The following is a 20,646-nucleotide window of genomic DNA, read 5'->3' on the forward strand; positions in this document are numbered from 1 at the left end:
TAATTTTTCTCACAGCTTTCTCACAGGACCCCCCTGCCTCTCACAACACAGTCACGGGATCCACGATATGATAATCATGTAAAGAGGAAAGATGCATCAAAGGAGGCTTGATCATGAAAGAGCTGGCAATATCTGAAAGCAAAAAAGAGCTGAACGCGCTTTGTACTTCTGTCCGAAGTCTTGCACTCGCAGGAGAATACAGGGAATGTGAGCGACTTATATCTGACGCAATAGGAAAATACCCTCATGCAGCAGAACCGCATAATCTGTTTGGTGTGATTCTTGAAAAAGAAGGGGATCATATAGCGGCCATGAAACACTTCCGCGCTGCCTGGGCATTGGACCCTTCCTACTTGCCGGCTCGGCAAAATCTGGACAGCTTCGGAACTTTCTTTTCCCGGGGCCGGACTGCTTATGACGAAAGCGATTGTCCGGAAGAATATCCGGTTGATTATACAAAAGAATCCGGTGTACAGAGCATCGGATATGCGGACAGGAGGAAATGGATATGAGACTGGTTTCATCTAAGAATTTATCTGAGTATTTCATAATCATTGGATGCGGAAGGTTAGGTGCCAACCTTGCAAATACTCTGTCAGAGGAGGGCGGAAACGTGCTCATCATTGACAGGAATAAGGAGGCCTTCCGCAAACTTTCACCGTCTTTTGGGGGGCTATCCGTTGCCGGTGACGGTATGGATTTTGACGTTTTACAGGAAGCGCAGATCGATAAGGCAGATGTTCTTGTGGTCGTCACGAATAATGATAATGTCAATGTGATGGTTGCCCAGATTGCCCGGGAAATATTTAAGGTCAACCGTGTTATTGCCCGGCTGTATGATCCTGAGCGGGAATGTGTATACCGCGAATTCGGAATTGACACCATCTGTCCGGCCATCTTGTCTGTAAAGGAGATAGATAAAATGCTGCTTAAGACAGGCAGCACGGAAAAATTTGATAAAACAGCCTGTGAGCTTAAGGAGGAAACAAAATGAAAAAGAAAGCCCTGCTTGTGGGCGGCAGAAGCAAATCAAAATCTCTCGCCCTTTCACTGATTAAGCGTGGGTATCAGGTGACCGCTATTAATGATATCTATGATGACTGCCTGAAACTGGCTGAGATCAAAAAACTGACCGTCATCTACGGAGACGGGACTAAGCCATTTGTTTTAGAAGACGCAGATGCTGCAGATTATGACATTGCAATTGCACTGACATCAAAGGATGAAGACAATCTTGTGGTTTGTGAGCTGTGTAAAAAACGTTTCCACATCAAAAAAACTGTTGCATTGGTGTCCGATCCGAAGAAAACAGACTTCTTCTACAAAATGGGCATTGACAGTGTGGTATGCGCCATTTCTGCCGTGACAAGCATCATCGAACAGCAGGCGTTTGTTGATGAAATGGCAAATATTGTCCCCATTGGAGAAGGGCGGATCCAAATCGCAGAGGTGCCTATTACCGGCAGTGCTCCGGTAGTTGGTAAAAAACTTTGGGAGATCGATCTTCCAAAGGAAGTGATCATAGGCTGCATCCTGCGGAGCAATACTGCCATGATCCCCCGCGGCGAAACGAGGATACTTGCCGGCGATGTGCTGGTATTAATATCCAGCAGCGGCCAGGAAATTGCTGCGGTCAAAGGTTTGACTGGAAGGTGATACTTATGGATCATGGACGTTACGGTAACACCTCCCGGGCTCTGAACCCTATTACTATATATTTTTGAAACATTGTTTGATGTTCATTTCAATCGTTCCATGGTATACTTTGAAGTACTACGTATAAGGCGGTGATAGAGTGATCTTTCAGATCAGTGTATTTGGATTAATAACCTGTTTTTATATTGGATATTTTATGAAACAGATACTTCTCCGGAAAAAGGGCATTCATACAAACCGGTTGGCAAAGGGCCGCAAGCCTCCTAAAACGGCTGCAATTGAAACGGCCCTGTTAACGGCTACCTACAGCATTGCAGTCATTCAGTATGCAAGTGTTTTCTTTTCCCGGTTCATACTTACTCTCAAATTCCCAGCAAGCATTCGGTGGGTTGGTATCGCGCTTACAGGAGGCGGCGTCATTTTCTTTATCCTGGCTATTACCTCCATGCGTGACAGCTGGCGGGCAGGTGTGGACGAAAGCCAAAAGACTGCCATTGTAACAAGTGGAATTTACAGCATCAGCAGAAATCCCGCCTTTGTGGGCTTTGACATGCTGTACCTTGGCTCTGCACTTGCACTGCCAAACGTCCTCCTTCTGGTTGCGGCGGTCATTGGCATCCTGCTGCTGCATTTACAGATCCTGGAGGAAGAAACATATTTGCCCCATGCCTTTGGGGAAGAGTATTTGCAGTACAAAAGCCGCACGCCACGGTATTTTCTGTTTTTCTAGCCCATTACAACCCTATGCCCCTTCCTGCAGCAAAACAGTTTGCCTGCCACAGGAAGGGCATATACACTTGAATCTAAATATTTATTTCCTTTTGCATCTCATGCCAAATAAACCCATTGCTGACTACGAGATGGCTCTTTATATGAAACTGTACCGGTGAACCATCGAATTCAGCCACCACTCCTCCAGCCTCTTTCACAATCTGATAAGCTCCGCTATAATCCCAGGGATGTGCCTATGGCGATCAACGATTCTTCCTGTCAACCTGTAATTCTTTATCCATCAAACTACAATTCCTCCATATACTTAAGCCCCTCGGCCATACCAAAAAACTGCAGTACGTTCCCCCGGGGCTCTCTTTTTGCAGTTTTCAATGTGATCATGACAATGATACCGTCTTCTCCCTTACCCTTAGCTTTAAATGCCTGGATATCAATAATTTGTATATTCCTCTCTTTGCAGCTTTCCAGAAACAGATTCAAATTTGCCGCAGCATTAAAGTTCATATACAGATTAAAGATTCTTGAAGTTGCCATAAGACGGTAGTCAACCTTTTGGAAAACCGTCATAATCAGGCTGATGGCCAATCCCACAAGTATTGCCCCCTTGTAGAACCCGATGCCAACAGCCAGCCCTGCACAGGCAGCCGCCCACAATCCGGCGGCAGTGGTTAAGCCCCGTACCTGATTATTTCTGGTCACTATGATGGTACCTGCCCCTAAAAAGCCTATCCCGCTGACCACCTGCGCGCCAAGCCTTGAGGGATCTGAACCGCCAAAGGTTTGCGAAATATACTGGTTGGTCATCATCACCGCTGCCGATCCCATACATACCAGCATATACGTCCGGAATCCTGCCGGCTGCTTCCTGACTTCTCTCTCCATTCCCAGAATGCCGCCTATGATCAGAGCCAGGCATATACGTACTGTAATTGTAATTTCGTTCAGTTCCTGAAAATCACCTAGGTTCAGCATACGAATCACCATCCACGCTTACTACGGAAAATCCTTTTCCTTCCAACAAATCTTTACAATCAGAATCCAAATGCATGCAAAATACCCTCTTTCTCATCTCATGGGGAATCCATGCCTCCAGTTTACCATAATAACAGTGGGTTGCATAGTCAGAATCATGGGTGCTTGTGTCATGATAAATAATTTTGATTTCCCCCTTTCTAAAATCCTCCAGTATTCTTTGAGGCAGATGAGAGGAATCTCCGCTGTAATAAACCTTTTCTCCATTTACTTTTATGACATAGCCAAAACACTCCATATTATCCACATGCTGAACCTGGATCGCTTCAAATTCTACACTGCTGCCGTCATAAGCCTCTTTATAACGGTAAAACTCCCTTCCGATCCCCATAAGGCTTAACAGCCGGGCAATCGTAGGTTTGGGATGAATAACGGTAACATGCTTCTTATCCAACATGCAATATGTATAAGAAATCAAAGAAGCCAGGCTCCCCACATGATCCGCGTGCAGATGCGTGATCACAACGTAAATTTCCCTGTATTGTTCAAGATCAACCAATGAGAGCAATGTTTCAAATACAGTTTCTCCGCAATCGATCAAATAGAGGTCATTGTTTAGTTCAAAATATGCACTGGTGTTTTTATACTGAGGATAAAATGCCGATCCACTGCCTAAAAAATGTAATTCCATTGTCCTCTCCCCCCCCTACTCCTTGATGCCTGCACTGACAAAGCTGCTCATAAACTGTCTTTGCAGGATGAAAAAGGCTATTAATAACGGCAGTATGATAATTAATGTAGCAGCGCAGACATTCGCCCACTGCATATTTGCTTCCTTGGATTTTGCAAAAATAGCAAGGCCGACCGTCAGGGTACGGTTTGCAGGGGAATTTGTTACAATTAACGGCCACAGATAATTGTTCCAGTGATAGCTGACCGAAATGACCGCAAATGACATATATGCCGGTTTTGCACATGGCATATATACCTGCCAGATGGTCTGCCATGTATTTGCGCCGTCAATTCTTGCCGCTTCCGCTAAGGCCCTTGGTATGGTCTTAAAGTGCTGCCTTAAAAGGAAGATCGCCAGGGCGCTTCCATAAAACGGCAGCATGATGCCCAGCTTTGTATCGGTAAGCCCCATCTCCGATAAGGTCATAAAGTTAGGCGTAATAAGTACATCATTTGGTATAATGATCTGCATAAAAATCACTGCCATCACCAGATACTGTCCCTTAAACTCCATGACACCAAGGGCATATCCGGCCAGGGTAGATGTAACAAACTGAATACCAAATGTTACCGCAACAAGGAAGAGGGTATTTAAATAATATCTTCCAAAGGGTATGGCATTCCACACATACATGATATTGCCCAGAGTAAACTTAGAATTGGGAAAGAACGTCATTTTAAACGTAGGCTCCGTTAAAGCTGTACACACAAGCCAAAACAGGGGAGCCAGCCACGCGGTTGCCAGCAGTACGGAACAAATGGATATTAATAGTTTTTTCAAGTTCTTCATAACCTTCTCCCCTCTAATTATAATGGATCTTCTTATCCTGGCTTATAAATCTCGGCAGTGACACAATTAACAGCAAGACAAGCATGATAACCGTCAGCGCAGAAGACATACCATAATTAAAATTCGTAAACCCCTGCTGGTAAATGTAATAAAGAAGGAGGGTGCTGGCATTGTTAGGAGCCCCCTCTGTCATGATCACTACATGATCCACAAGCTTAAAGCTATTCGTAAAGGCAATGGTCGATACAAAAAGAAAAGTAGGGGCCAGTAATGGCAGAGTGATCTTTCTAAAGATTTTTAAGCTTCCAGCCCCGTCGATCTTTGCAGCCTCCATGACCTCCGTTGATATGCTCTGGATCCCCGACAGGAAAAATACCATCAAATATCCTGCCTCCTTCCATACGTACATGACCGCCATGGCAGGCAGCACCGTACTCTTCTTTGACAGGACGTTCAACGGACGAAAGCCCATGCTTATGAGCATCTGGTCAAACAATCCGTTTTTCGCCATATAGATAAACATCCAGACACTGGCTATGGCTATCATAGGCATTACAACCGGATAGAAGAAAGCCGTTCTTACAAAACCGATGGTCCGGCTACTTCTATTTACCAGAACGGCAAGGCCCAATCCCACAGCCATGCTGGGCAATACGGTAATCAGTGCAAAAAAGACTGTATTTCCCATTACCTTCCAAAACAGCTTTGATGAAAACAGTTTTGCATAGTTTTCCAGTCCAATAAGTTCCGGCGTCCCCATTCCCATTTTGTATTTCATAAGGCTTAAATAAAGGCTCCTGAATACAGGGTACGCAGTAAATACCAACATGAACGCCAGCGCCGGGGCAACAAGCATCCACGCCGTGAAATTATGTTTCAATTCCTTCCTCTTTTTTAAATCACCATTCATCGATCCGTCACCCTTCTTTAAAGAAAGGGGTTTGCAAGCTGCAATCCCCTTTCGGTTTCCTATTATTGAAAATCTGCTAAAACTTCCTCTGCTTCCTCCTGGGCCTGATCCAGAGCTTCCTGTGTTGTCATGTCTCCCACTACTGCCGCCTGGATGTTATCATTTAAAATTCTCCATATTTCAGCCGCATTATAAGTCGTAAGCTCCGGTTTTGCATAGGGAAGCTGCTCATAAGCGATGGAAGCCTGAGGAACCTTTGCATAATAATCTTTAATCAGATCCGTATCATAGCAAGACTGTCTGGTCGCTACGTAACCAGTATCCAGGCTCCACTGGGCTGCTCTTTCCGTAGAAGTAGCAAATTTAATGAATTTCCATGCCGCATCTGCACGCTCCTTTGCAATTCCGTTTGAGATATAGAAGTTTCCGCCGCCTGTGGGAGCCGCATCCCGTGCATGTCCCGGCAGGAATGCCGTACCGAACTCAAACTTGGCGTTGCTGTTGATATTGGCCATATTTCCGGTGGTATGATAGATCATAGCTACTTCCCCAGCCAGGAACTGTGTGGGCAGGTCGGTCCATTGTACGATCCCTTCTGCCATGCATTTGTATTTATTCTGGAGATCCAGCCAGAACTGAAGGGCTTCTACATTTTCAGGGGTATTAAAGTAAACGGTCTTTCCATCCTCACTCATTAGGTTTTTACCGTCTTTGCTGTTCTGTAACGCAAATCCTGTGAACGTCCACTGGGCAGAGCCAGAATTCAAAGCGATGCCAACACCATAATGGTCGCCGTTTGTCAGCTTCACCGCATAATCCGCCAGCTCCTCCCAGGTTCTGGGCGGCTTTTCCGGATCAAGTCCGGCTTCCTTAAACAAGTCTTTGTTATAATAGAGGATCTCCGTACTTCTCTGGAAGGGAATGGAATAAATCTTTCCATCTACATAGGAGTCTTCCATGAATCCTGGAAGAAAGTCTGCGATGAATGCTTTTCCTTCTTCTCCGTCAGCTGCAATAAAATCATCCAGCGGCATAGCCATACCTGTAGATGACATGGTAAATCTCTGGGTCGCCAGGCTTACAAATACATCCGGCGGGGTTCCTCCCTGTACGGCCGTCTGGATTTTTGTAACGGTGTCGTCATAGTTTCCTGTATAAACCGGTTCAACTACAATATCTGGATTCTCCAAGTTAAAGTCTGTGCAGATTTTCTCAATAAGCTGTGCTGCTGATCCTCCTACGTTGACCGGATAGTAGAAAGTCAGGCGCAATGCCTCCCCCGTATTTCCCTGAGTCTCTGCTTTTGCAGAATCTGTATCCGCTGAGGCTGACTCGGCTTTTGTTTCCGTTTGCTCTGCCTTTGTTGCACCTGTTGAATTGCCGCCGCAGCCAGTCAATACTCCTGCCGCAGCCATGACCATTGCCAATGTGATAGCAGATAAATGTCTCATTTTTTTCAAAACAACCCCTCCTTAAATTCAACAATTGATGTTTACATGGGTAGTTTATCACAGTGATTGAAACGTGTCAATATTATTTTTATATATTTTATACAAGTTATTTATAAATATATACGTTTTAATGTTCGTTTTTCACATTTAAAAATATGTTTCATTTTTTGTTTTATATGTTATACTATAGATAATCATTTGTTTTTGGTAAATTATGGAGGTATTTTATGGTTACTATTAAAGATATTGCCAGGGCCGCCGGTGTTGCCCAGGGAACTGTTTCAAATGTTCTAAATGAAAAAGGCAACGTCAGCAGCGAAAAAATAAAACAGGTAATGGATGCCGCTGCCTCTCTTGGATATATCCCCAATGAAAGAGCCAAATTACTGCGCAAGGGGCGCTCCGATTTATTGGCCGTAATTCTCCCAAACCTGCGCTCCAAACAATACATCGATTTTTTTATGAGTTTTAAAACGTATGCCGAAAATCATAATTATTCCGTTTGCCAGTATCTCACCAATGACGATCAGCCGGATGCTGAGATCAATGCCTTACAGGACATACGTTCCCTTATGCCCGCCGGAATTGCATCATTTACTTCCTTTACCTCCCAGTCAGACTATATTCCATACCTGGAGGGGAAGAAAAAGATCCGGGAAAATATCATTTTCATTGAGCGGGATCCTGATATATCCTGTAAATATATTGGATTCAACTATGGACAGGCAGGAAAAGAATTAGCAAGGAAGGCTTTGGAAAAGAAATATACAAATATCTGTATTTTGACCGGCAGTCTTCGGCTGTCCAATGAGCTCGCATTTTATGACGGCTTTATGGACACGATGAAGAACTCCTCCTGTTCCGTGTACCACATACAAACGGACTCATACAGGAAACTGCAGAACGTTATGCAGATCTTCCACGATTCCACGCCCCAGGCCATTTTTATATCCAATTACGGCTTTGCTGAATCTGTAAAAGATATACATAATACCTTTTACCCGGAGCTCAGCTTAAATATACACACCGTTTCTCCTGTATTCACCTTACCTGAAAACGACTTTGATAAATACGAACTGAATTACCGCCAGTTGGGAAAAATCGCTGCAGAAACCCTTATTGAAAATGATCTTCCAGGTAAATATCCGGAGAAAAGAATTCTTGAAAATTCAGGTTTCCGTGATTGGTTTTCAAACATCATCTACAGCGATAACAAATCGCCTTTAAACATCCTGACCCTTGACACCCCCAGCGCTTACACCCTTCGCAGCCTTTCCCGCCTATATACACAAAAAACAGGGATACCGGTTAATATTACCATTTATTCCTACGATGAAATCTATGAAGCTTTTACAAACATGTCAAAGGACTCCGTATTCGATATCCTGCGTTTGGATGTGACCTGGTTATCCTGGTTTGCAGAAAAAATATTACAGCCACTAGATGGAATTGATCCTTCGGTCTCCCAATGTCTCAATGAATTTATAGACGGCACCATTGAACCGTTTTCAATGATCAACGGACATGTTTACGCATTGCCCACCTCTCCAAGTATGCAGCTACTGTTTTACAGAAAAGATTTGTTCAATGACCCTATTTACCGCCGCACGTACTTTGAAAAATACCGGGAAGAACTGCTTCCGCCGGACACCTTTGATAAGTTCAACCGGATTGCCGCGTTTTTTACAAAATCCTTAAACCCGGCATCCCCTGTGGATTTTGGGGCCACTCTCACCCTTGGTTCCACCGGAGTTGCAGGCTCTGAATTTTTAGCCCGCTTTTTCAGTTATCAGGACAATCTGTATGACGGGCACTACAATGTGACCCTGAATTCCCCGGCTGCGGTCCGGGCATTGGAACAGCTTGTGGATATCCGCAATTATTCCAGTCCAAAGTATAATTCCTGGTGGACCAATACCGCCACCTCTTTTGCCAGTGGAAACATTGCAATGACCCTGCTGTACAGCAACTATGCCTCTGACCTGCTCAGTTCAACTTCTAAGGTTGTGGGAAATATCGGCTATGCTCTGGTTCCTGGGGGCAACCCAGTCATCGGCGGCGGAACTCTCGGCGTTTCAAAATACAGCCGCCGGGCCAATGAGGCATTGTCCTTTATCCGCTGGATATGCAGTGAAACAATCGCTTCCGCTGAAACACTGCTGGGGAGCGTTTCTCCCTGTAAGAAATCCTATGAAAATTATGAAATTGTCAATTCTTATCCCTGGTTAAATTTTGCAAAGGACTGTTTTGTAATGGCCAAAGGACGGCGGGTGCCTGAGTTGTCCGGTTTTCCATTTGATGAGCGCCGTTTTTTGAGCATTATCGGTATGGCGGTGAAAAATGCTTACAGCAATGTTCAATCGCCCACAGTTGCATTGGATCAAGCGCAGAAGATGTATGATGAACAGTTTTTAAACAGGGATTAGTGGTTTGGATCTTGATTGGATTTTCTGATGCGATACTTTGTATTGTAATAAGATATGGTGAAGAGGATTATAAGAATTATGATTTATACCTTGAAATATTCACCCATCTCCGCTATAATAGCTCAAGGGAATGAAGTTCTCCCTGTGCTGATTATAGCCGAACCGCTTATTAAGCTGATGACTTCTGCAATAATTTCATTGCAGAAGTGTCAGCTTTTTTGCATTTCTGCACAAAGGAGGATATATATATGCTTTTCAGTCTTGCAATGATGGTTCTTTGCGGCATGATATTGAGCGGAACCATGCAGAAATTAAAACTCCCCGGCCTTGTTGGCATGCTTCTCACCGGCATTGTGTTGGGGCCGTATGCGCTGAATTTAATCGCGCCGGAACTGTTGAATGTTTCTGCAGATTTGAGACAAATTGCCCTGATCGTGATCCTTACAAGGGCAGGGCTCGCGCTGGATATTAAGGATTTAAAGAAAGTTGGCCGTCCGGCAATCCTTATGTGCTTCATTCCGGCAAGTTTTGAAATAGCCGCCACTACTATTTTTGCTCCTATGTTCTTCCCTATTTCTCATTTGGAAGCAGCTATTATGGGAACGGTGCTCGGTGCGGTCTCCCCGGCAGTTATCGTGCCTAAAATGTTAAAGCTGATGGAACAGGGCTATGGCAGGGAAAAGAGCATTCCGCAGCTTATCATGGCCGGAGCGTCTGTTGACGACATTTATGTCATAGTCCTTTTTACATCATTTATGGGTATGTACGAGGGAAGCAGTTTTGATGCCATAAGCCTTATAAAAATACCTGTCGCCATTATGACAGGCTTGCTGACCGGTATTTTACTGGGCCTGGTTTTGGTGAAGCTGTTTCAAAACATCCACATGCGGGATACCGTCAAAATTTTGATTATATTAAGCACTGCGTTCCTGCTGGTTTCTATTGAAACAGCCATTAAAGCGTATGTGCCCATATCGGGTTTGCTGGCTGTCATGGCTTTAGGCGGTACCATCCTGAAGCAGTATGATATTTTAGCAAAGCGCCTGTCGGGAAAATTCTCAAAAATCTGGGTGGCAGCGGAATTGATGCTGTTTATATTGGTAGGCGCAACAGTGGATGTCAGCTATGCGGCAAAGGCCGGTTTTGCGGCTGTCGCCCTTATCTTTATTGCCCTTCTGATCCGGATATGCGGCGTATTTTTCTGCCTTGCCAAAACCCCAATAAGTGCAAAGGAGCGCCTGTTTTGCGCCATCGCCTATTTGCCAAAAGCAACTGTACAGGCGGCAATCGGCGGACTTCCTTTGGCGGCAGGCGTTGCAGCCGGCAATACGATTTTGACGGTTGCGGTTTTAGCGATCTTGATCACTGCTCCGATTGGGGCGATCGGCGTGGATGCAACTTATAAAAGGCTGCTTGTAAAGAGTAACGGCAACACGAAAGCCCATGCGGCCGGCAAACGGTAATGAAATCGTGCCGGTTGTATGGGGTGGATTCCATTATGGTCAACCAGAGAACCTTACAACCCAACCACATGCCCGGAATTCGAAAGGGGCATGTGGTTTTTCTATCTTCCGGGCAGGCGTTTGCTGCAATCCTTCAGATCATTTATTTTCTAGAAAAGATAACCATATCCCTAAAATTCTTAAACTGCTTTTCAATATCCGGATTTTGAATAAAAAACTCCATCAGCATCTTTATTTCCAATACAGTCAAATCCCCCAGCATGTGTTCAACCATTTCCGCTTCTTCCAAAGGACGCGGGCTTTTAAGCATGGTAAAAAAGCGCTCCAAAGTATTATGACGTTCCAGCAGATATTCGCCGGTTATTCTTCCCTCATCAGTCAACAGGATATTTTCAAAACTATCGTATCTCAAATAACCCAGCTGGACAAGCTTGGATACCATCTTTGATGCAGATGATGGACGGACGTGCAGCCGTCCTGAAAGTCTGTTTATGCGAGTGCAGCTTTCTTCCAGGCATAATCGGTACGCCATTTCAAGATAATCCTCAAGAGCAGGCGTGAGTCTGCCCTCATTTTGTTTTTTCAGTTCATATCCCCGGACGGTACGGAATTCCTGAGGCGGTAGTTGGCTCATTGTCATTCATCCTCTGTTTTTCAGACTTTATACAGTGTATTCGTAACACTTCCTACTTAGGTATCATAAATTAGCCAAGGGAAACGTTATTTCCCTCCCCTAACAGATCAGGATGACGAAATAATTGATTTCATTTGCATACCACTTGCATTTCCACGGATTTAGGCATATAATATAATAAAGTTTAGGTATGCCTAAATATTTAAATAATACAACAGGAGAAAATTATGGATGCTTATACAAAACGGCTTTTTCGCAGCAAGATACCTACATTAATAGTAACCGCCCTAATCCTGCTGATTGGATTGATTGGGAAGATCTTAGCGGTATAAAGGAACCTTATACCCTTTAAACAATATCCTTACCCACGCAGATGGCGGGGTTTATATGTCTAAACCGGAGGAAGATAAAATGACACCAAACAAAGAAGATTATTTAAAAGCTATTTATAAGCTCGGCGGCATGGAAGAATTGGTAAACAATAAGCAGATTGCAGAAACTTTACAGATCGCTCCTGCTTCTGTGACGGAAATGCTGGGAAAGCTGAAGCGGGAGGGGCTGATCCATTATGAGCCTTACAAAGGCTCGTGCCTGACGCCTGAGGGAATTCAGGTTGCCATTTCGCTGGTGCGGGGCCACCGGCTCTGGGAGGTTTTCCTGATGCGGCATCTTGGTTACTCGTGGAGTGAGGCGCATGAAGACGCGGAACTGCTGGAACATATCACCCCGTCACGCCTGACAGCCCGGCTGGATAAGTTTTTAAATTACCCGGCCTATTGCCCCCACGGCAGCGCTATTCCCCATCCTGACGGCCAAATCGACCACGCTCCCCTGCTGACCTTGAACCTGCTTCCTATGGGTGCGGCTTCCCATATCCGGCGTGTAAAGGAAGAAAAGGAACTGTTAGACTATCTGCAGGAAAACGGAATCACCATTGGATGCTCTGTCCGCATTATAGAAGCTGCGGCATACGAAGGGCCGCTGACGCTCGACCTGGAAGGCAAACGTGTTCAAATCAGTTATAAGGCCGCCTGTCAAATCTATGTAGACGAGATATAGGGGGTATGGCACCAAATATATTTTTAGGAGGTTTCTCATGAATCAAAAAATCAAAGGCATTCTTGGCACGATCCTGAGTTTCACATTATTGCTAACGGGCTGTTCTGCTCCGGCGGTAAACGCAGACTCTTCAAAAGATAAATTAAATATAGTTGCTACCACAACCATGCTGGCTGATCTGGCTGCATCCATCGGCGGAGAACTGGTTACGGTAAACGGCCTGATGGGGCCAGGTATTGACCCACACTTGTATCAGGCCAGTGCCGGAGATGTTTCCCTGATGCAGAAAGCGGATGTAGTAGTATATAACGGCCTGCACCTGGAAGGAAAAATGGGGGAAATATTTGAAAACCTGTCCAGTCAGGGGCAGGCAGTCATCTGCATTGAAAAGGGCTTAGACGAATCCAGGCTTCTGGCATGGGAGGAAGACAGCTCCATCTACGATCCTCATATCTGGTTCGATGTTTCCCTATGGAAAGATGCAGCTAAAACTGTTGCAAAGGGATTAACAGAAGCCGATCCCAATGGAAAGGCAGAGTATGAAGCAAATCTGGACGCTTACTTAAAAGAGCTTGATGAGACGGATACGTACATTCACGGCCGGGCTGCTGAACTGCCGGAGGAACAGCGCGTGCTGGTGACCGCTCACGATGCGTTTCAATACTTTGGCAAAGCCTATGGCTTTAAAGTGCGGGGCCTGCAGGGCATCAGCACCGATGCGGAAGCAGGTACCGCCGATGTGAGTGATCTGGCCAATTTCATTGTGGAACGGCAGATTAAGGCGATTTTCGTAGAATCTTCCGTGCCTCCAAAAACCATTGAAGCGCTGCAGGCTGCGGTAAAAGCGAAGGGTTTTGATGTTTCCATCGGCGGGGAGCTTTATTCCGACTCCCTGGGTGATGCCGAGTCCGGAGCCGATACTTATATCCTGACCGTTAAAGCAAATATTGACACGATTGTGGATGCCTTAAAGTGACAGGAGGGAATCATATGGAAAGACAACTAAACTATGCAGTGGAGGTAGAGGATTTAACCGTAGCCTATGACGCCAAGCCTGTCCTTTGGGATATTGACTTAAAAATCCCAAGGGGAAAACTGATGGCGGTGGTCGGTCCAAACGGAGCCGGTAAAACGACCTTAATCAAGGCTATGCTAGGACTCTTAAAGCCTGTCACCGGAGCCGTCCGGTTTCTGGATGGTAATGATGATATACGTAACTTAAAAAACCGCATCGGCTATGTACCTCAAAGCGGCAGCGTGGACTGGGATTTCCCGGCCACGGTACAGGATGTGGTGCTGATGGGCTGTTACGGTAAGTTAGGCTGGATCCGCCGTCCCGGTAAATCGGATGTGGAGCAGGCAAAACAAATGCTGGCAAAGGTGGGCATGCAGGAATATGCTTCCCGCCAGATCAGCCAGCTCTCCGGCGGTCAGCAGCAACGTGTTTTCCTGGCCCGCGCCCTGGCACAGGAAGCAGAGGTCTACTTTATGGATGAACCCTTCAAGGGGGTAGACGCTCAGACGGAACGGGCGATCGTAGCACTGTTAAAAGATCTGAAGGAGCAGAATAAAACCGTGGTGGTCGTCCATCACGATCTGCAAACGGTACCCGATTACTTCGACTGGGTTACCCTGATTAATCTGCGCGTGGTTGCCTGTGGACCTGTGGAGGAAGTATTCCACGAAGAGAATTTAAAAAAGACTTACCACAGCTCCGGTACGCTTCTAAGGGGTGTGATGTGATGTTAAGCAGTATTATTTTGTTATTTTCCGACTATACATTCCAGACAGTGGCTCTGGGTTCGGCCCTCTTGGGGCTGATCAGCGGAGTACTCGGCAGCTTTGCAGTGCTTCGCAGGCAAAGCCTGTTGGGTGACGGAGTATCCCACTCCGCCCTCCCCGGTGTGGTGATGGCCTTTGTTCTGTCAGGCAGTAAAAATACAGAGGTTCTGCTTCTGGGCGCCCTTATTTCCGGTTTGCTGGCAACACTGTTTATTGTCAGTATTGTGCGGCATACCCGCGTAAAATTTGACAGCGCGCTGGCTCTGGTGATGTCGGTATTTTTTGGATTGGGCCTGGTGCTGCTCACCTACGTACAGAAGATTCCAAACTCCAATCAGGCTGGGCTGAAACGATTTATCTTCGGGCAGGCGTCCACGCTTTTACAGCGTGATATCAATCTGATGGTAATTTGCGGCCTTATATTGCTTGCACTGGTGCTTCTGTTCTGGAAGGAATTTAAGCTTTTCACTTTTGACAGCGACTTCGCCCAGAGCCTTGGATTTTCCCCAAAGAAACTGAATCTCCTGCTGTCATTTATGATCGTACTGGCAATCATTATCGGATTGCAGACGGTGGGCGTTATTCTCATGAGCGCCATGCTGATCACCCCTGCAGTTGCAGCACGCCAGTGGACCAATAAGCTGTGGGTCATGGTGACGCTCTCAGCGCTTTTCGGAGCGGCGTCCGGTATTGCAGGAACGGCAGCCAGTTCTCTCGTTCCAAAGCTGCCGACAGGCCCGGCTATCGTGGTCTGCGTTAGTGTCATCGTGATCATCAGCGTTCTGTTTGCCCCGGGGCGCGGTGTTCTGCATAGGGTATATCAGCGCAGAAAAAATAAGGTTTTATATAAGCTGGAAGGAGGTGTGCCGGATGGCACCGCAAATTGAAATTCAAATCATAGCCGTTATTGTGGCTGTGGCCTGCGCTCTCCCCGGAACGTTTCTGGTACTTCGGAAAATGTCAATGATGTCGGATTCCATTACCCATACGATTCTATTGGGAATTGTACTCGCTTTTTTCGGCACCCACGATCTTTCCTCACCTTTGCTGATTGTGGGCGCCGCACTGATGGGAGTGGTGACCGTGTGGCTGACAGAGCTTTTAAGCCGGACACGGCTGCTGGCGGAGGACGCCGCCATCGGCGTGGTGTTCCCCTTGCTCTTTTCCATAGCCATCATCCTGATCACCCGTTATGCCGGCTCGGTTCACCTGGATACTGATTCGGTACTATTGGGAGAGCTTGCTTTTGCTCCTTTTGACCGTATGGTCATAGGCGGCGTGGATATAGGTGCAAAAGCGATTTACACAACAGGGATTCTGCTGCTGATCAATCTGGCTGCAATCATCATTTTCTTTAAAGAACTTAAGATAGCAACCTTTGATCCCATGCTGGCCGCCGTGCTGGGCTTTTCACCTGCCTTGGTACATTATGGACTGATGACTCTGGTATCCCTTACCACTGTCGGGGCATTTCAGGCGGTAGGATCCGTGCTGGTGGTAGCCTTTATGATCGGCCCCCCAGTGACGGCTTATCTGCTGACGGACGATCTCAAGCGAATGCTGATTTTAAGCGGGATCATAGGAGCAGTTAATGGAATCCTGGGGTATCAGGCAGCGGCTATTCTGGATGTGTCCATTGCGGGCAGCATGGCTGTGGTAACCGGATTAGTCTTCTTCCTTGTGTTTATTTTTGCGCCTCGCAGGGGACTGATCCGCTCACTTCTCAGACGGAGGAATCAGAAACTGGAATTTGCTAAAGCGACGCTGCTTTTTCACCTTTCTAATCACGAAAACAGTGCAGAAGAAAATGCGGAAGCAGGTGTTGATACCATAAAGACGCATCTGCACTGGACTGGTGAGTTTACTTCGAAAATTCTCAAATCCTTAGAACGGGAGGACTGTGTTCAGTTAACCGGTGGTTTAGTGAAACTGACGGCTGAAGGGCGGTATGCTATTATGCGTAACTATATCACGCTTTTCTCACGATAATATTGTTTATAAAAATCCAGACCCTATCTGAGGTGACCCCCATAGATTAGATTTAGGTCTAACCTTTGGGGGTCCATTCAATCTTTAGAACAGGAAGGGCCTGGATTTTTAATAGTTGTTTTAGAAATTTAAAAACAAAAGCTGTTGGGTGTAGATTAGCCTGAAACAAATATCACCCGCTTAATCATGCATTTTCTTACCTTTCAATGCAGCAGCTGCCGCCTGCACTGCCACATACATAATTCCTGCACAAGGCCAGATGATCCATGTCCTGCTCCAATTTCCCGTATAAAAACTGATGCCGAGATACACTGCGGTAATGGTACACCAATAGATCGCATGCAGGTGTTCTGTCCGCTTCTTTTCCAGTTTTTTCTCTACCGTATAGTCCCCTTCTTGCAGCAGCATCTGAAAACAGCCTTTTCTCTCTCCTGCCATTACGAATAAAAACACAGCACAAGCTACTATGATCAACAGGAAAACTACGCACATGACATAGACAAAGTCTGAGCTGCTTAACGCAACAGCTGTCATCAATGGCAAAGCGCAGATAATACATAGAAAAACACCTGCCATATTACAGATTCTATAGGTTCCTTCATATTCTGCCATCCTCTTTCGTACTATCCCTTCCACTCCATATTCCAGGCGAAAGACTTCTTTCTCTAAATATTGGTAAGGTTCCATTTTCATTCCATTCATTACAAAAAACACTGTGACAATTCCGACAATAAGCAGTAATATGGCCACTCCAAATCCTCCTGCCATGTTTTCACTGATATTTACATCTTTTAATTCTGATAATCCTCCCAGACAAATGAGAACAACCGGAGACAAAATATAAGCCGCAGTACCCGAGGCCACCTTTTTCGCCCCTCGGATCTTGATATCCATGAAATTATTAGCCATTTCAAGGGTAACCGCCTTCTGTACCTCATCGCGGTCAGCTTCCATGGCAATAGATGCCGGATCTGCCTCCATCTCTTCTTTTAATAAATAATCTGTGCTGACATCGAATACCTGACTAAGTTTTAAAATTCGTTCTAAATCAGGTATTGAAGTTCCAGACTCCCACTTGGATACTGACTGCCTTGATACGCCCATCTGGTAAGCCAGTTCCTCCTGCGACCAGCCGGCCTTCTTACGCAATGCAATGATTTTTTCTGCTAATATCACAATGCACCATCCTTTCAAAATTTATTTATGTCATTCCATCTTCAAATGTCCTGTAATAAATATCTGCGTTCACCTGGTGATATATGACTGTCTGCATTATAGAATTTTAACCAGTTGACAACTACCAAGTGCGCTGTATAATTTGTCAACTGGTGGTTGCAAATTATACTTTACTATATTATTTACCATTTATCCAGCACAAGCGCGATGAAGCGCCCGAAAATTCCCACGAATAATTATAGTTCTATTTCAAAAAGGAAAGAGTCAGATTTCCTTGAATTTACAAGGACTTCTGGCTCTCTACGTTTCAACTGATATTGTAATTACTTTTTGAGTCTGAATATCACAAGTTTCCAAGTATCTAACTATGAGCGAAAAGCCATCGAGGCACGCATTCTTACCATAGGTATGATGAAGAAAGATTACTTTGTTCGTTCTTGTATCTATAATCGAATCTGCGTAGATGGTAGAAAAGAAATTATCTATCCATTGGTTGAAGTCATAAGAAGATTATTTCTTTAACTTTGCACGATGCACACTGCTTTACCAGCGGTACTGTTACCTTCTTCCAGCCTCTGAGGAAATCTCGGCTCTTAAAAGTGAATATAGATTATGTGGATGCAATGAATGAATTGAACCAATTATTAATATACATACATCTCACCACTCCTGTAATATTTAAGATTGATGAGATGCATAAAGATTTTTATAGCCAACTTTCTTCTATGTATCCCTTCCATTCCTTCTTTATCCAGAAAAACAACAAGTTGGTCCTTGGTGAGGATGCTTCATCCCTTGACCTCCCAAAATCTTCCAGTTCGTATTGAATATCATCTCCATTGAAATCTAATTCCTCATACCTGCACTTTTCTAATAAACCTATTAAGTACATCCTTTGTAGGACGGAAACCAGGTAATCTGGATCCATATTTAATCTTTTAGCCACATTTCTTGCAGATGACGGTTTGTTATCAAAAAGAAAAAATACAAGTGCAACACGCATTATATTTAAAGTCAACAATCTAGAACGGGTAATATTGAGAAGTATTTTTTCATAATCCATATACGATTCGCATGGTTTAATTAGCCCATAAACAATTTCACCTGCTGCATTTGTTTCAGTGCTAATCATATTTCCTCTTTTAATTAATTTTTGCAAAGTGCGTGTCAATGCTGCCGGAGAATAGGTTCCTTTTTTTACACCCTCTCTTTTTCCTGAAAGCAACTCATCTCTAGTAAAATCTTTTAGTCCGATTTCCAACAATACTGTTATTTCATTTTGTGTTACTTGGGGTAATGCTAAAATTTCTGTAATTAATTCTTTCAATGTGATATTCATATTATTCTACCTCCCTTTTGAACAACTTTGTTTATATGTATAGTATATATCTATGCCAGCAAATTGTCAAACCCAGGAATATCAAATATATATTTAAAAAAATTATCCTTCTACTAAGAAATATACATCAATTAATTCCCACAAATACTATTTCTTTTAAAAATATATATAAATGTAAGAACTTTATCATGATCTTCAATACCAACTATACAGACAGGGCAACCAATAATTTTATCCATTTGTTTTTTCAAGAGCTCTTATCTTAGTGAATAATATACTTTTCAATTGCTCATGTGTAAATCGTACATAATCTCTTTAATCTATGCCACAAAGGAACTAGGATAAGGAATAGTTGCGGTTAGTAGCAAGTAGTAGCAGAGACAAAAGAAAAGTCCGGGAATGCCCTATTTATAAGGCTTCACAGACTCGTTGCTACTATTATTCAAATTCACATCTTGATACTTTGATGTACTATGAAAACATTATTTTAAACGCAATTTATACCGACTTTTATCGTATTTGTATTCTATTTGCATTGTCTGTTTAAAATCATAGTTCCATTTTAGTTTCAAACTATTACGCAAATTCTGTCCCTATTATACTTGTTTTTAAGCACTAAAAGGCAACCGCCACAACTGACGGATGCCCGAAATTCCTAATGGGGTATTGATTCCTATAGGATCTATAAATTTCGAAATTTGCTATCTTTTTTGATAAAGAATTAAAATCACTATTATATAAATAAAAGGCATCTCATAAAGCAGCAGATTAGCTCCATAAAATTATTATTTTCCACCCACTATAGTTCGGTACAGTTCCACTTTTTAATCGCCGCTCTTTACCGTACTTACATTCTCTGTATTCTTCTGCCCCGCCAAAATCGAACAACAAGAACCCTTTTATCATAGTTTTTAACAGCCAAAAACAATGATTCCAATACTGTTTTATCTAATTTCATAATTCATCTTATCAAATCGTCACCTCGATTCTGGTTTAAATATCAGTTGACTACTTCTTGAATATAATACAATAGGCGTCAAATTACGCTGTTAATAATTTATAGGAGGGAACTTTATGCAGCCTGAGGAATTTCAAGGAATGAATATATGCGATTGTAGTGGCACAAGAAAATGTTCATCAGATAGTTGCTCCAATCATGGAAATATAAAATGTGAACCTTGTACGTGCAAATGCTGTCGTTGTAAAGGACCGACCGGGCCGACTGGGCCTACTGGGCCTACTGGGCCGACTGGGCCAACCGGACCTACTGGTGCTCAGGGATTCACTGGACCTACTGGTGCTACTGGTCCTACCGGGCCTATCGGACTTACCGGTGCTACTGGTCCTACCGGGCCTATCGGCGCTACTGGACCTACTGGACCTATCGGCCTTACTGGTGCTACTGGTCCTACCGGCGCTACTGGACCTACTGGACCTATCGGCCTTACCGGTGCTACTGGTCCTACCGGGCCTACCGGCGCTACTGGTCCTACTGGACCTATCGGCCTTACCGGTGCTACTGGTCCTACCGGGCC

At 44.5% G+C, this 20,646-nt stretch carries 20 protein-coding genes and 1 riboswitch; of the genes, 12 read left to right on the plus strand and 8 right to left on the minus strand.

Annotated features, from left to right (window positions below):
• Window positions 1-113 precede the first annotated feature (113 nt).
• The 4 genes from AC27IJ_RS13510 to AC27IJ_RS13525 all read left to right on the plus strand — a co-directional run bounded on the left by AC27IJ_RS13510 (window position 114) and on the right by AC27IJ_RS13525 (window position 2,386).
• Window positions 114-512 carry a hypothetical protein gene (locus AC27IJ_RS13510; RefSeq protein ID WP_312503827.1) on the plus strand — a complete coding sequence of 133 codons (399 nt, stop codon included), beginning with the start codon at window positions 114-116 and terminating at the stop codon, window positions 510-512.
• Window positions 509-994 carry a potassium channel family protein gene (locus AC27IJ_RS13515; RefSeq protein WP_487149319.1) on the plus strand — a complete coding sequence of 162 codons (486 nt, stop codon included), beginning with the start codon at window positions 509-511 and terminating at the stop codon, window positions 992-994. Before AC27IJ_RS13510 ends, AC27IJ_RS13515 begins: the two co-directional genes overlap by 4 nt.
• Complete coding sequence (locus AC27IJ_RS13520) at window positions 991-1,656, plus strand: potassium channel family protein (RefSeq protein ID WP_312446948.1); 666 nt, start codon at window positions 991-993, stop codon at window positions 1,654-1,656. Before AC27IJ_RS13515 ends, AC27IJ_RS13520 begins: the two co-directional genes overlap by 4 nt.
• 196 nt (window positions 1,657-1,852) lie before the next feature.
• Window positions 1,853-2,386, plus strand: coding sequence for a methyltransferase family protein (locus AC27IJ_RS13525; RefSeq protein ID WP_312446945.1), 534 nt, complete (start codon window positions 1,853-1,855; stop codon window positions 2,384-2,386).
• A gap of 287 nt (window positions 2,387-2,673) precedes the next feature.
• On the opposite strand, the gene AC27IJ_RS13530 is transcribed toward AC27IJ_RS13525, so the two are convergent.
• The 5 genes from AC27IJ_RS13530 to AC27IJ_RS13550 all read right to left on the minus strand — a co-directional run bounded on the left by AC27IJ_RS13530 (window position 2,674) and on the right by AC27IJ_RS13550 (window position 7,243).
• A complete protein-coding gene (locus tag AC27IJ_RS13530) occupies window positions 2,674-3,360 on the minus strand; it encodes an MgtC/SapB family protein (RefSeq protein ID WP_487149322.1) in 687 nt (228 codons plus the stop codon).
• Complete coding sequence (locus AC27IJ_RS13535; protein ID WP_313259689.1) at window positions 3,344-4,051, minus strand: MBL fold metallo-hydrolase; 708 nt, start codon at window positions 4,049-4,051, stop codon at window positions 3,344-3,346. The genes AC27IJ_RS13530 and AC27IJ_RS13535 overlap by 17 nt, the downstream gene beginning before the upstream one ends.
• 15 nt (window positions 4,052-4,066) lie before the next feature.
• On the minus strand, window positions 4,067-4,882 hold the full coding sequence (locus AC27IJ_RS13540; RefSeq protein ID WP_487149324.1) for a carbohydrate ABC transporter permease: 816 nt from the start codon (window positions 4,880-4,882) through the stop codon (window positions 4,067-4,069).
• 13 nt (window positions 4,883-4,895) lie between these two features.
• The gene (locus tag AC27IJ_RS13545) at window positions 4,896-5,792 is read right to left on the minus strand and encodes a carbohydrate ABC transporter permease (RefSeq protein WP_312446938.1); all 897 of its coding nucleotides are present in this window, start codon (window positions 5,790-5,792) and stop codon (window positions 4,896-4,898) included.
• 62 nt (window positions 5,793-5,854) lie between these two features.
• A complete protein-coding gene (locus AC27IJ_RS13550) occupies window positions 5,855-7,243 on the minus strand; it encodes an ABC transporter substrate-binding protein (protein WP_331655764.1) in 1,389 nt (462 codons plus the stop codon).
• A 227-nt stretch (window positions 7,244-7,470) separates the two neighbouring features.
• On the opposite strand from AC27IJ_RS13550, the gene AC27IJ_RS13555 reads away from it, so the two are divergent.
• Both AC27IJ_RS13555 and AC27IJ_RS13560 read left to right on the plus strand, forming a co-directional pair.
• Window positions 7,471-9,669 (plus strand): extracellular solute-binding protein, encoded by a 2,199-nt coding sequence (locus tag AC27IJ_RS13555; RefSeq protein ID WP_487149326.1) that lies wholly within the window; start codon window positions 7,471-7,473, stop codon window positions 9,667-9,669.
• Between the two features lie 117 nt (window positions 9,670-9,786).
• A riboswitch (Fluoride riboswitch) is annotated at window positions 9,787-9,863 on the plus strand.
• A 54-nt stretch (window positions 9,864-9,917) separates the two neighbouring features.
• Window positions 9,918-11,132 (plus strand): cation:proton antiporter, encoded by a 1,215-nt coding sequence (locus AC27IJ_RS13560; RefSeq protein WP_487149328.1) that lies wholly within the window; start codon window positions 9,918-9,920, stop codon window positions 11,130-11,132.
• A gap of 142 nt (window positions 11,133-11,274) precedes the next feature.
• Here AC27IJ_RS13560 and AC27IJ_RS13565 read toward each other — a convergent pair whose 3' ends face one another.
• The gene (locus AC27IJ_RS13565) at window positions 11,275-11,766 is read right to left on the minus strand and encodes a metal-dependent transcriptional regulator (protein WP_487149330.1); all 492 of its coding nucleotides are present in this window, start codon (window positions 11,764-11,766) and stop codon (window positions 11,275-11,277) included.
• A gap of 411 nt (window positions 11,767-12,177) precedes the next feature.
• Here AC27IJ_RS13565 and AC27IJ_RS13570 point away from each other — a divergent pair, with 411 nt between their 5' ends.
• The 5 genes from AC27IJ_RS13570 to AC27IJ_RS13590 are packed head-to-tail and all read left to right on the plus strand — an operon-like array spanning window position 12,178 to window position 16,596.
• Window positions 12,178-12,825: a metal-dependent transcriptional regulator gene (locus tag AC27IJ_RS13570; protein WP_312446931.1), complete on the plus strand. Its 648-nt coding sequence runs from the start codon at window positions 12,178-12,180 to the stop codon at window positions 12,823-12,825.
• Window positions 12,826-12,862: 37 nt separating this feature from the next.
• Window positions 12,863-13,801 (plus strand): metal ABC transporter solute-binding protein, Zn/Mn family, encoded by a 939-nt coding sequence (locus tag AC27IJ_RS13575; protein ID WP_312446929.1) that lies wholly within the window; start codon window positions 12,863-12,865, stop codon window positions 13,799-13,801.
• Window positions 13,802-13,815: 14 nt separating this feature from the next.
• Window positions 13,816-14,568, plus strand: coding sequence for a metal ABC transporter ATP-binding protein (locus AC27IJ_RS13580; RefSeq protein WP_312446928.1), 753 nt, complete (start codon window positions 13,816-13,818; stop codon window positions 14,566-14,568).
• Complete coding sequence (locus AC27IJ_RS13585) at window positions 14,568-15,494, plus strand: metal ABC transporter permease (RefSeq protein WP_312446927.1); 927 nt, start codon at window positions 14,568-14,570, stop codon at window positions 15,492-15,494. Before AC27IJ_RS13580 ends, AC27IJ_RS13585 begins: the two co-directional genes overlap by 1 nt.
• Window positions 15,478-16,596, plus strand: coding sequence for a metal ABC transporter permease (locus AC27IJ_RS13590; RefSeq protein WP_312446925.1), 1,119 nt, complete (start codon window positions 15,478-15,480; stop codon window positions 16,594-16,596). Before AC27IJ_RS13585 ends, AC27IJ_RS13590 begins: the two co-directional genes overlap by 17 nt.
• 180 nt (window positions 16,597-16,776) lie before the next feature.
• On the opposite strand, the gene AC27IJ_RS13595 is transcribed toward AC27IJ_RS13590, so the two are convergent.
• A complete protein-coding gene (locus tag AC27IJ_RS13595; protein ID WP_312446924.1) occupies window positions 16,777-17,772 on the minus strand; it encodes a helix-turn-helix domain-containing protein in 996 nt (331 codons plus the stop codon).
• Window positions 17,773-18,478: 706 nt separating this feature from the next.
• Window positions 18,479-19,111 (minus strand): hypothetical protein, encoded by a 633-nt coding sequence (locus tag AC27IJ_RS13600; RefSeq protein ID WP_312446923.1) that lies wholly within the window; start codon window positions 19,109-19,111, stop codon window positions 18,479-18,481.
• Between the two features lie 1,074 nt (window positions 19,112-20,185).
• On the opposite strand from AC27IJ_RS13600, the gene AC27IJ_RS13605 reads away from it, so the two are divergent.
• A partial coding sequence (locus tag AC27IJ_RS13605) for a hypothetical protein (RefSeq protein WP_487149335.1) occupies window positions 20,186-20,646 on the plus strand: 461 nt, incomplete at its 3' end.

This window comes from Lacrimispora sp. YZC11 (assembly GCF_057543815.1).

Excerpts from the sequence above, each read along its gene's own strand:
- AC27IJ_RS13510 (WP_312503827.1), top strand. The coding sequence starts at position 114 with ATGAAAGAGCTGGCAATATCTGAAAGCAAAAAAGAGCTGAACGCGCTT.
- AC27IJ_RS13515 (WP_487149319.1), top strand. The coding sequence starts at position 509 with ATGAGACTGGTTTCATCTAAGAATTTATCTGAGTATTTCATAATCATT.
- AC27IJ_RS13520 (WP_312446948.1), top strand. The coding sequence starts at position 991 with ATGAAAAAGAAAGCCCTGCTTGTGGGCGGCAGAAGCAAATCAAAATCT.
- AC27IJ_RS13525 (WP_312446945.1), top strand. The coding sequence starts at position 1,853 with ATGAAACAGATACTTCTCCGGAAAAAGGGCATTCATACAAACCGGTTG.
- AC27IJ_RS13530 (WP_487149322.1), bottom strand. The coding sequence starts at position 3,360 with ATGCTGAACCTAGGTGATTTTCAGGAACTGAACGAAATTACAATTACA.
- AC27IJ_RS13535 (WP_313259689.1), bottom strand. The coding sequence starts at position 4,051 with ATGGAATTACATTTTTTAGGCAGTGGATCGGCATTTTATCCTCAGTAT.
- AC27IJ_RS13540 (WP_487149324.1), bottom strand. The coding sequence starts at position 4,882 with ATGAAGAACTTGAAAAAACTATTAATATCCATTTGTTCCGTACTGCTG.
- AC27IJ_RS13545 (WP_312446938.1), bottom strand. The coding sequence starts at position 5,792 with ATGAATGGTGATTTAAAAAAGAGGAAGGAATTGAAACATAATTTCACG.
- AC27IJ_RS13550 (WP_331655764.1), bottom strand. The coding sequence starts at position 7,243 with ATGAGACATTTATCTGCTATCACATTGGCAATGGTCATGGCTGCGGCA.
- AC27IJ_RS13555 (WP_487149326.1), top strand. The coding sequence starts at position 7,471 with ATGGTTACTATTAAAGATATTGCCAGGGCCGCCGGTGTTGCCCAGGGA.
- AC27IJ_RS13560 (WP_487149328.1), top strand. The coding sequence starts at position 9,918 with ATGCTTTTCAGTCTTGCAATGATGGTTCTTTGCGGCATGATATTGAGC.
- AC27IJ_RS13565 (WP_487149330.1), bottom strand. The coding sequence starts at position 11,766 with ATGAGCCAACTACCGCCTCAGGAATTCCGTACCGTCCGGGGATATGAA.
- AC27IJ_RS13570 (WP_312446931.1), top strand. The coding sequence starts at position 12,178 with ATGACACCAAACAAAGAAGATTATTTAAAAGCTATTTATAAGCTCGGC.
- AC27IJ_RS13575 (WP_312446929.1), top strand. The coding sequence starts at position 12,863 with ATGAATCAAAAAATCAAAGGCATTCTTGGCACGATCCTGAGTTTCACA.
- AC27IJ_RS13580 (WP_312446928.1), top strand. The coding sequence starts at position 13,816 with ATGGAAAGACAACTAAACTATGCAGTGGAGGTAGAGGATTTAACCGTA.
- AC27IJ_RS13585 (WP_312446927.1), top strand. The coding sequence starts at position 14,568 with ATGTTAAGCAGTATTATTTTGTTATTTTCCGACTATACATTCCAGACA.
- AC27IJ_RS13590 (WP_312446925.1), top strand. The coding sequence starts at position 15,478 with ATGGCACCGCAAATTGAAATTCAAATCATAGCCGTTATTGTGGCTGTG.
- AC27IJ_RS13600 (WP_312446923.1), bottom strand. The coding sequence starts at position 19,111 with ATGAATATCACATTGAAAGAATTAATTACAGAAATTTTAGCATTACCC.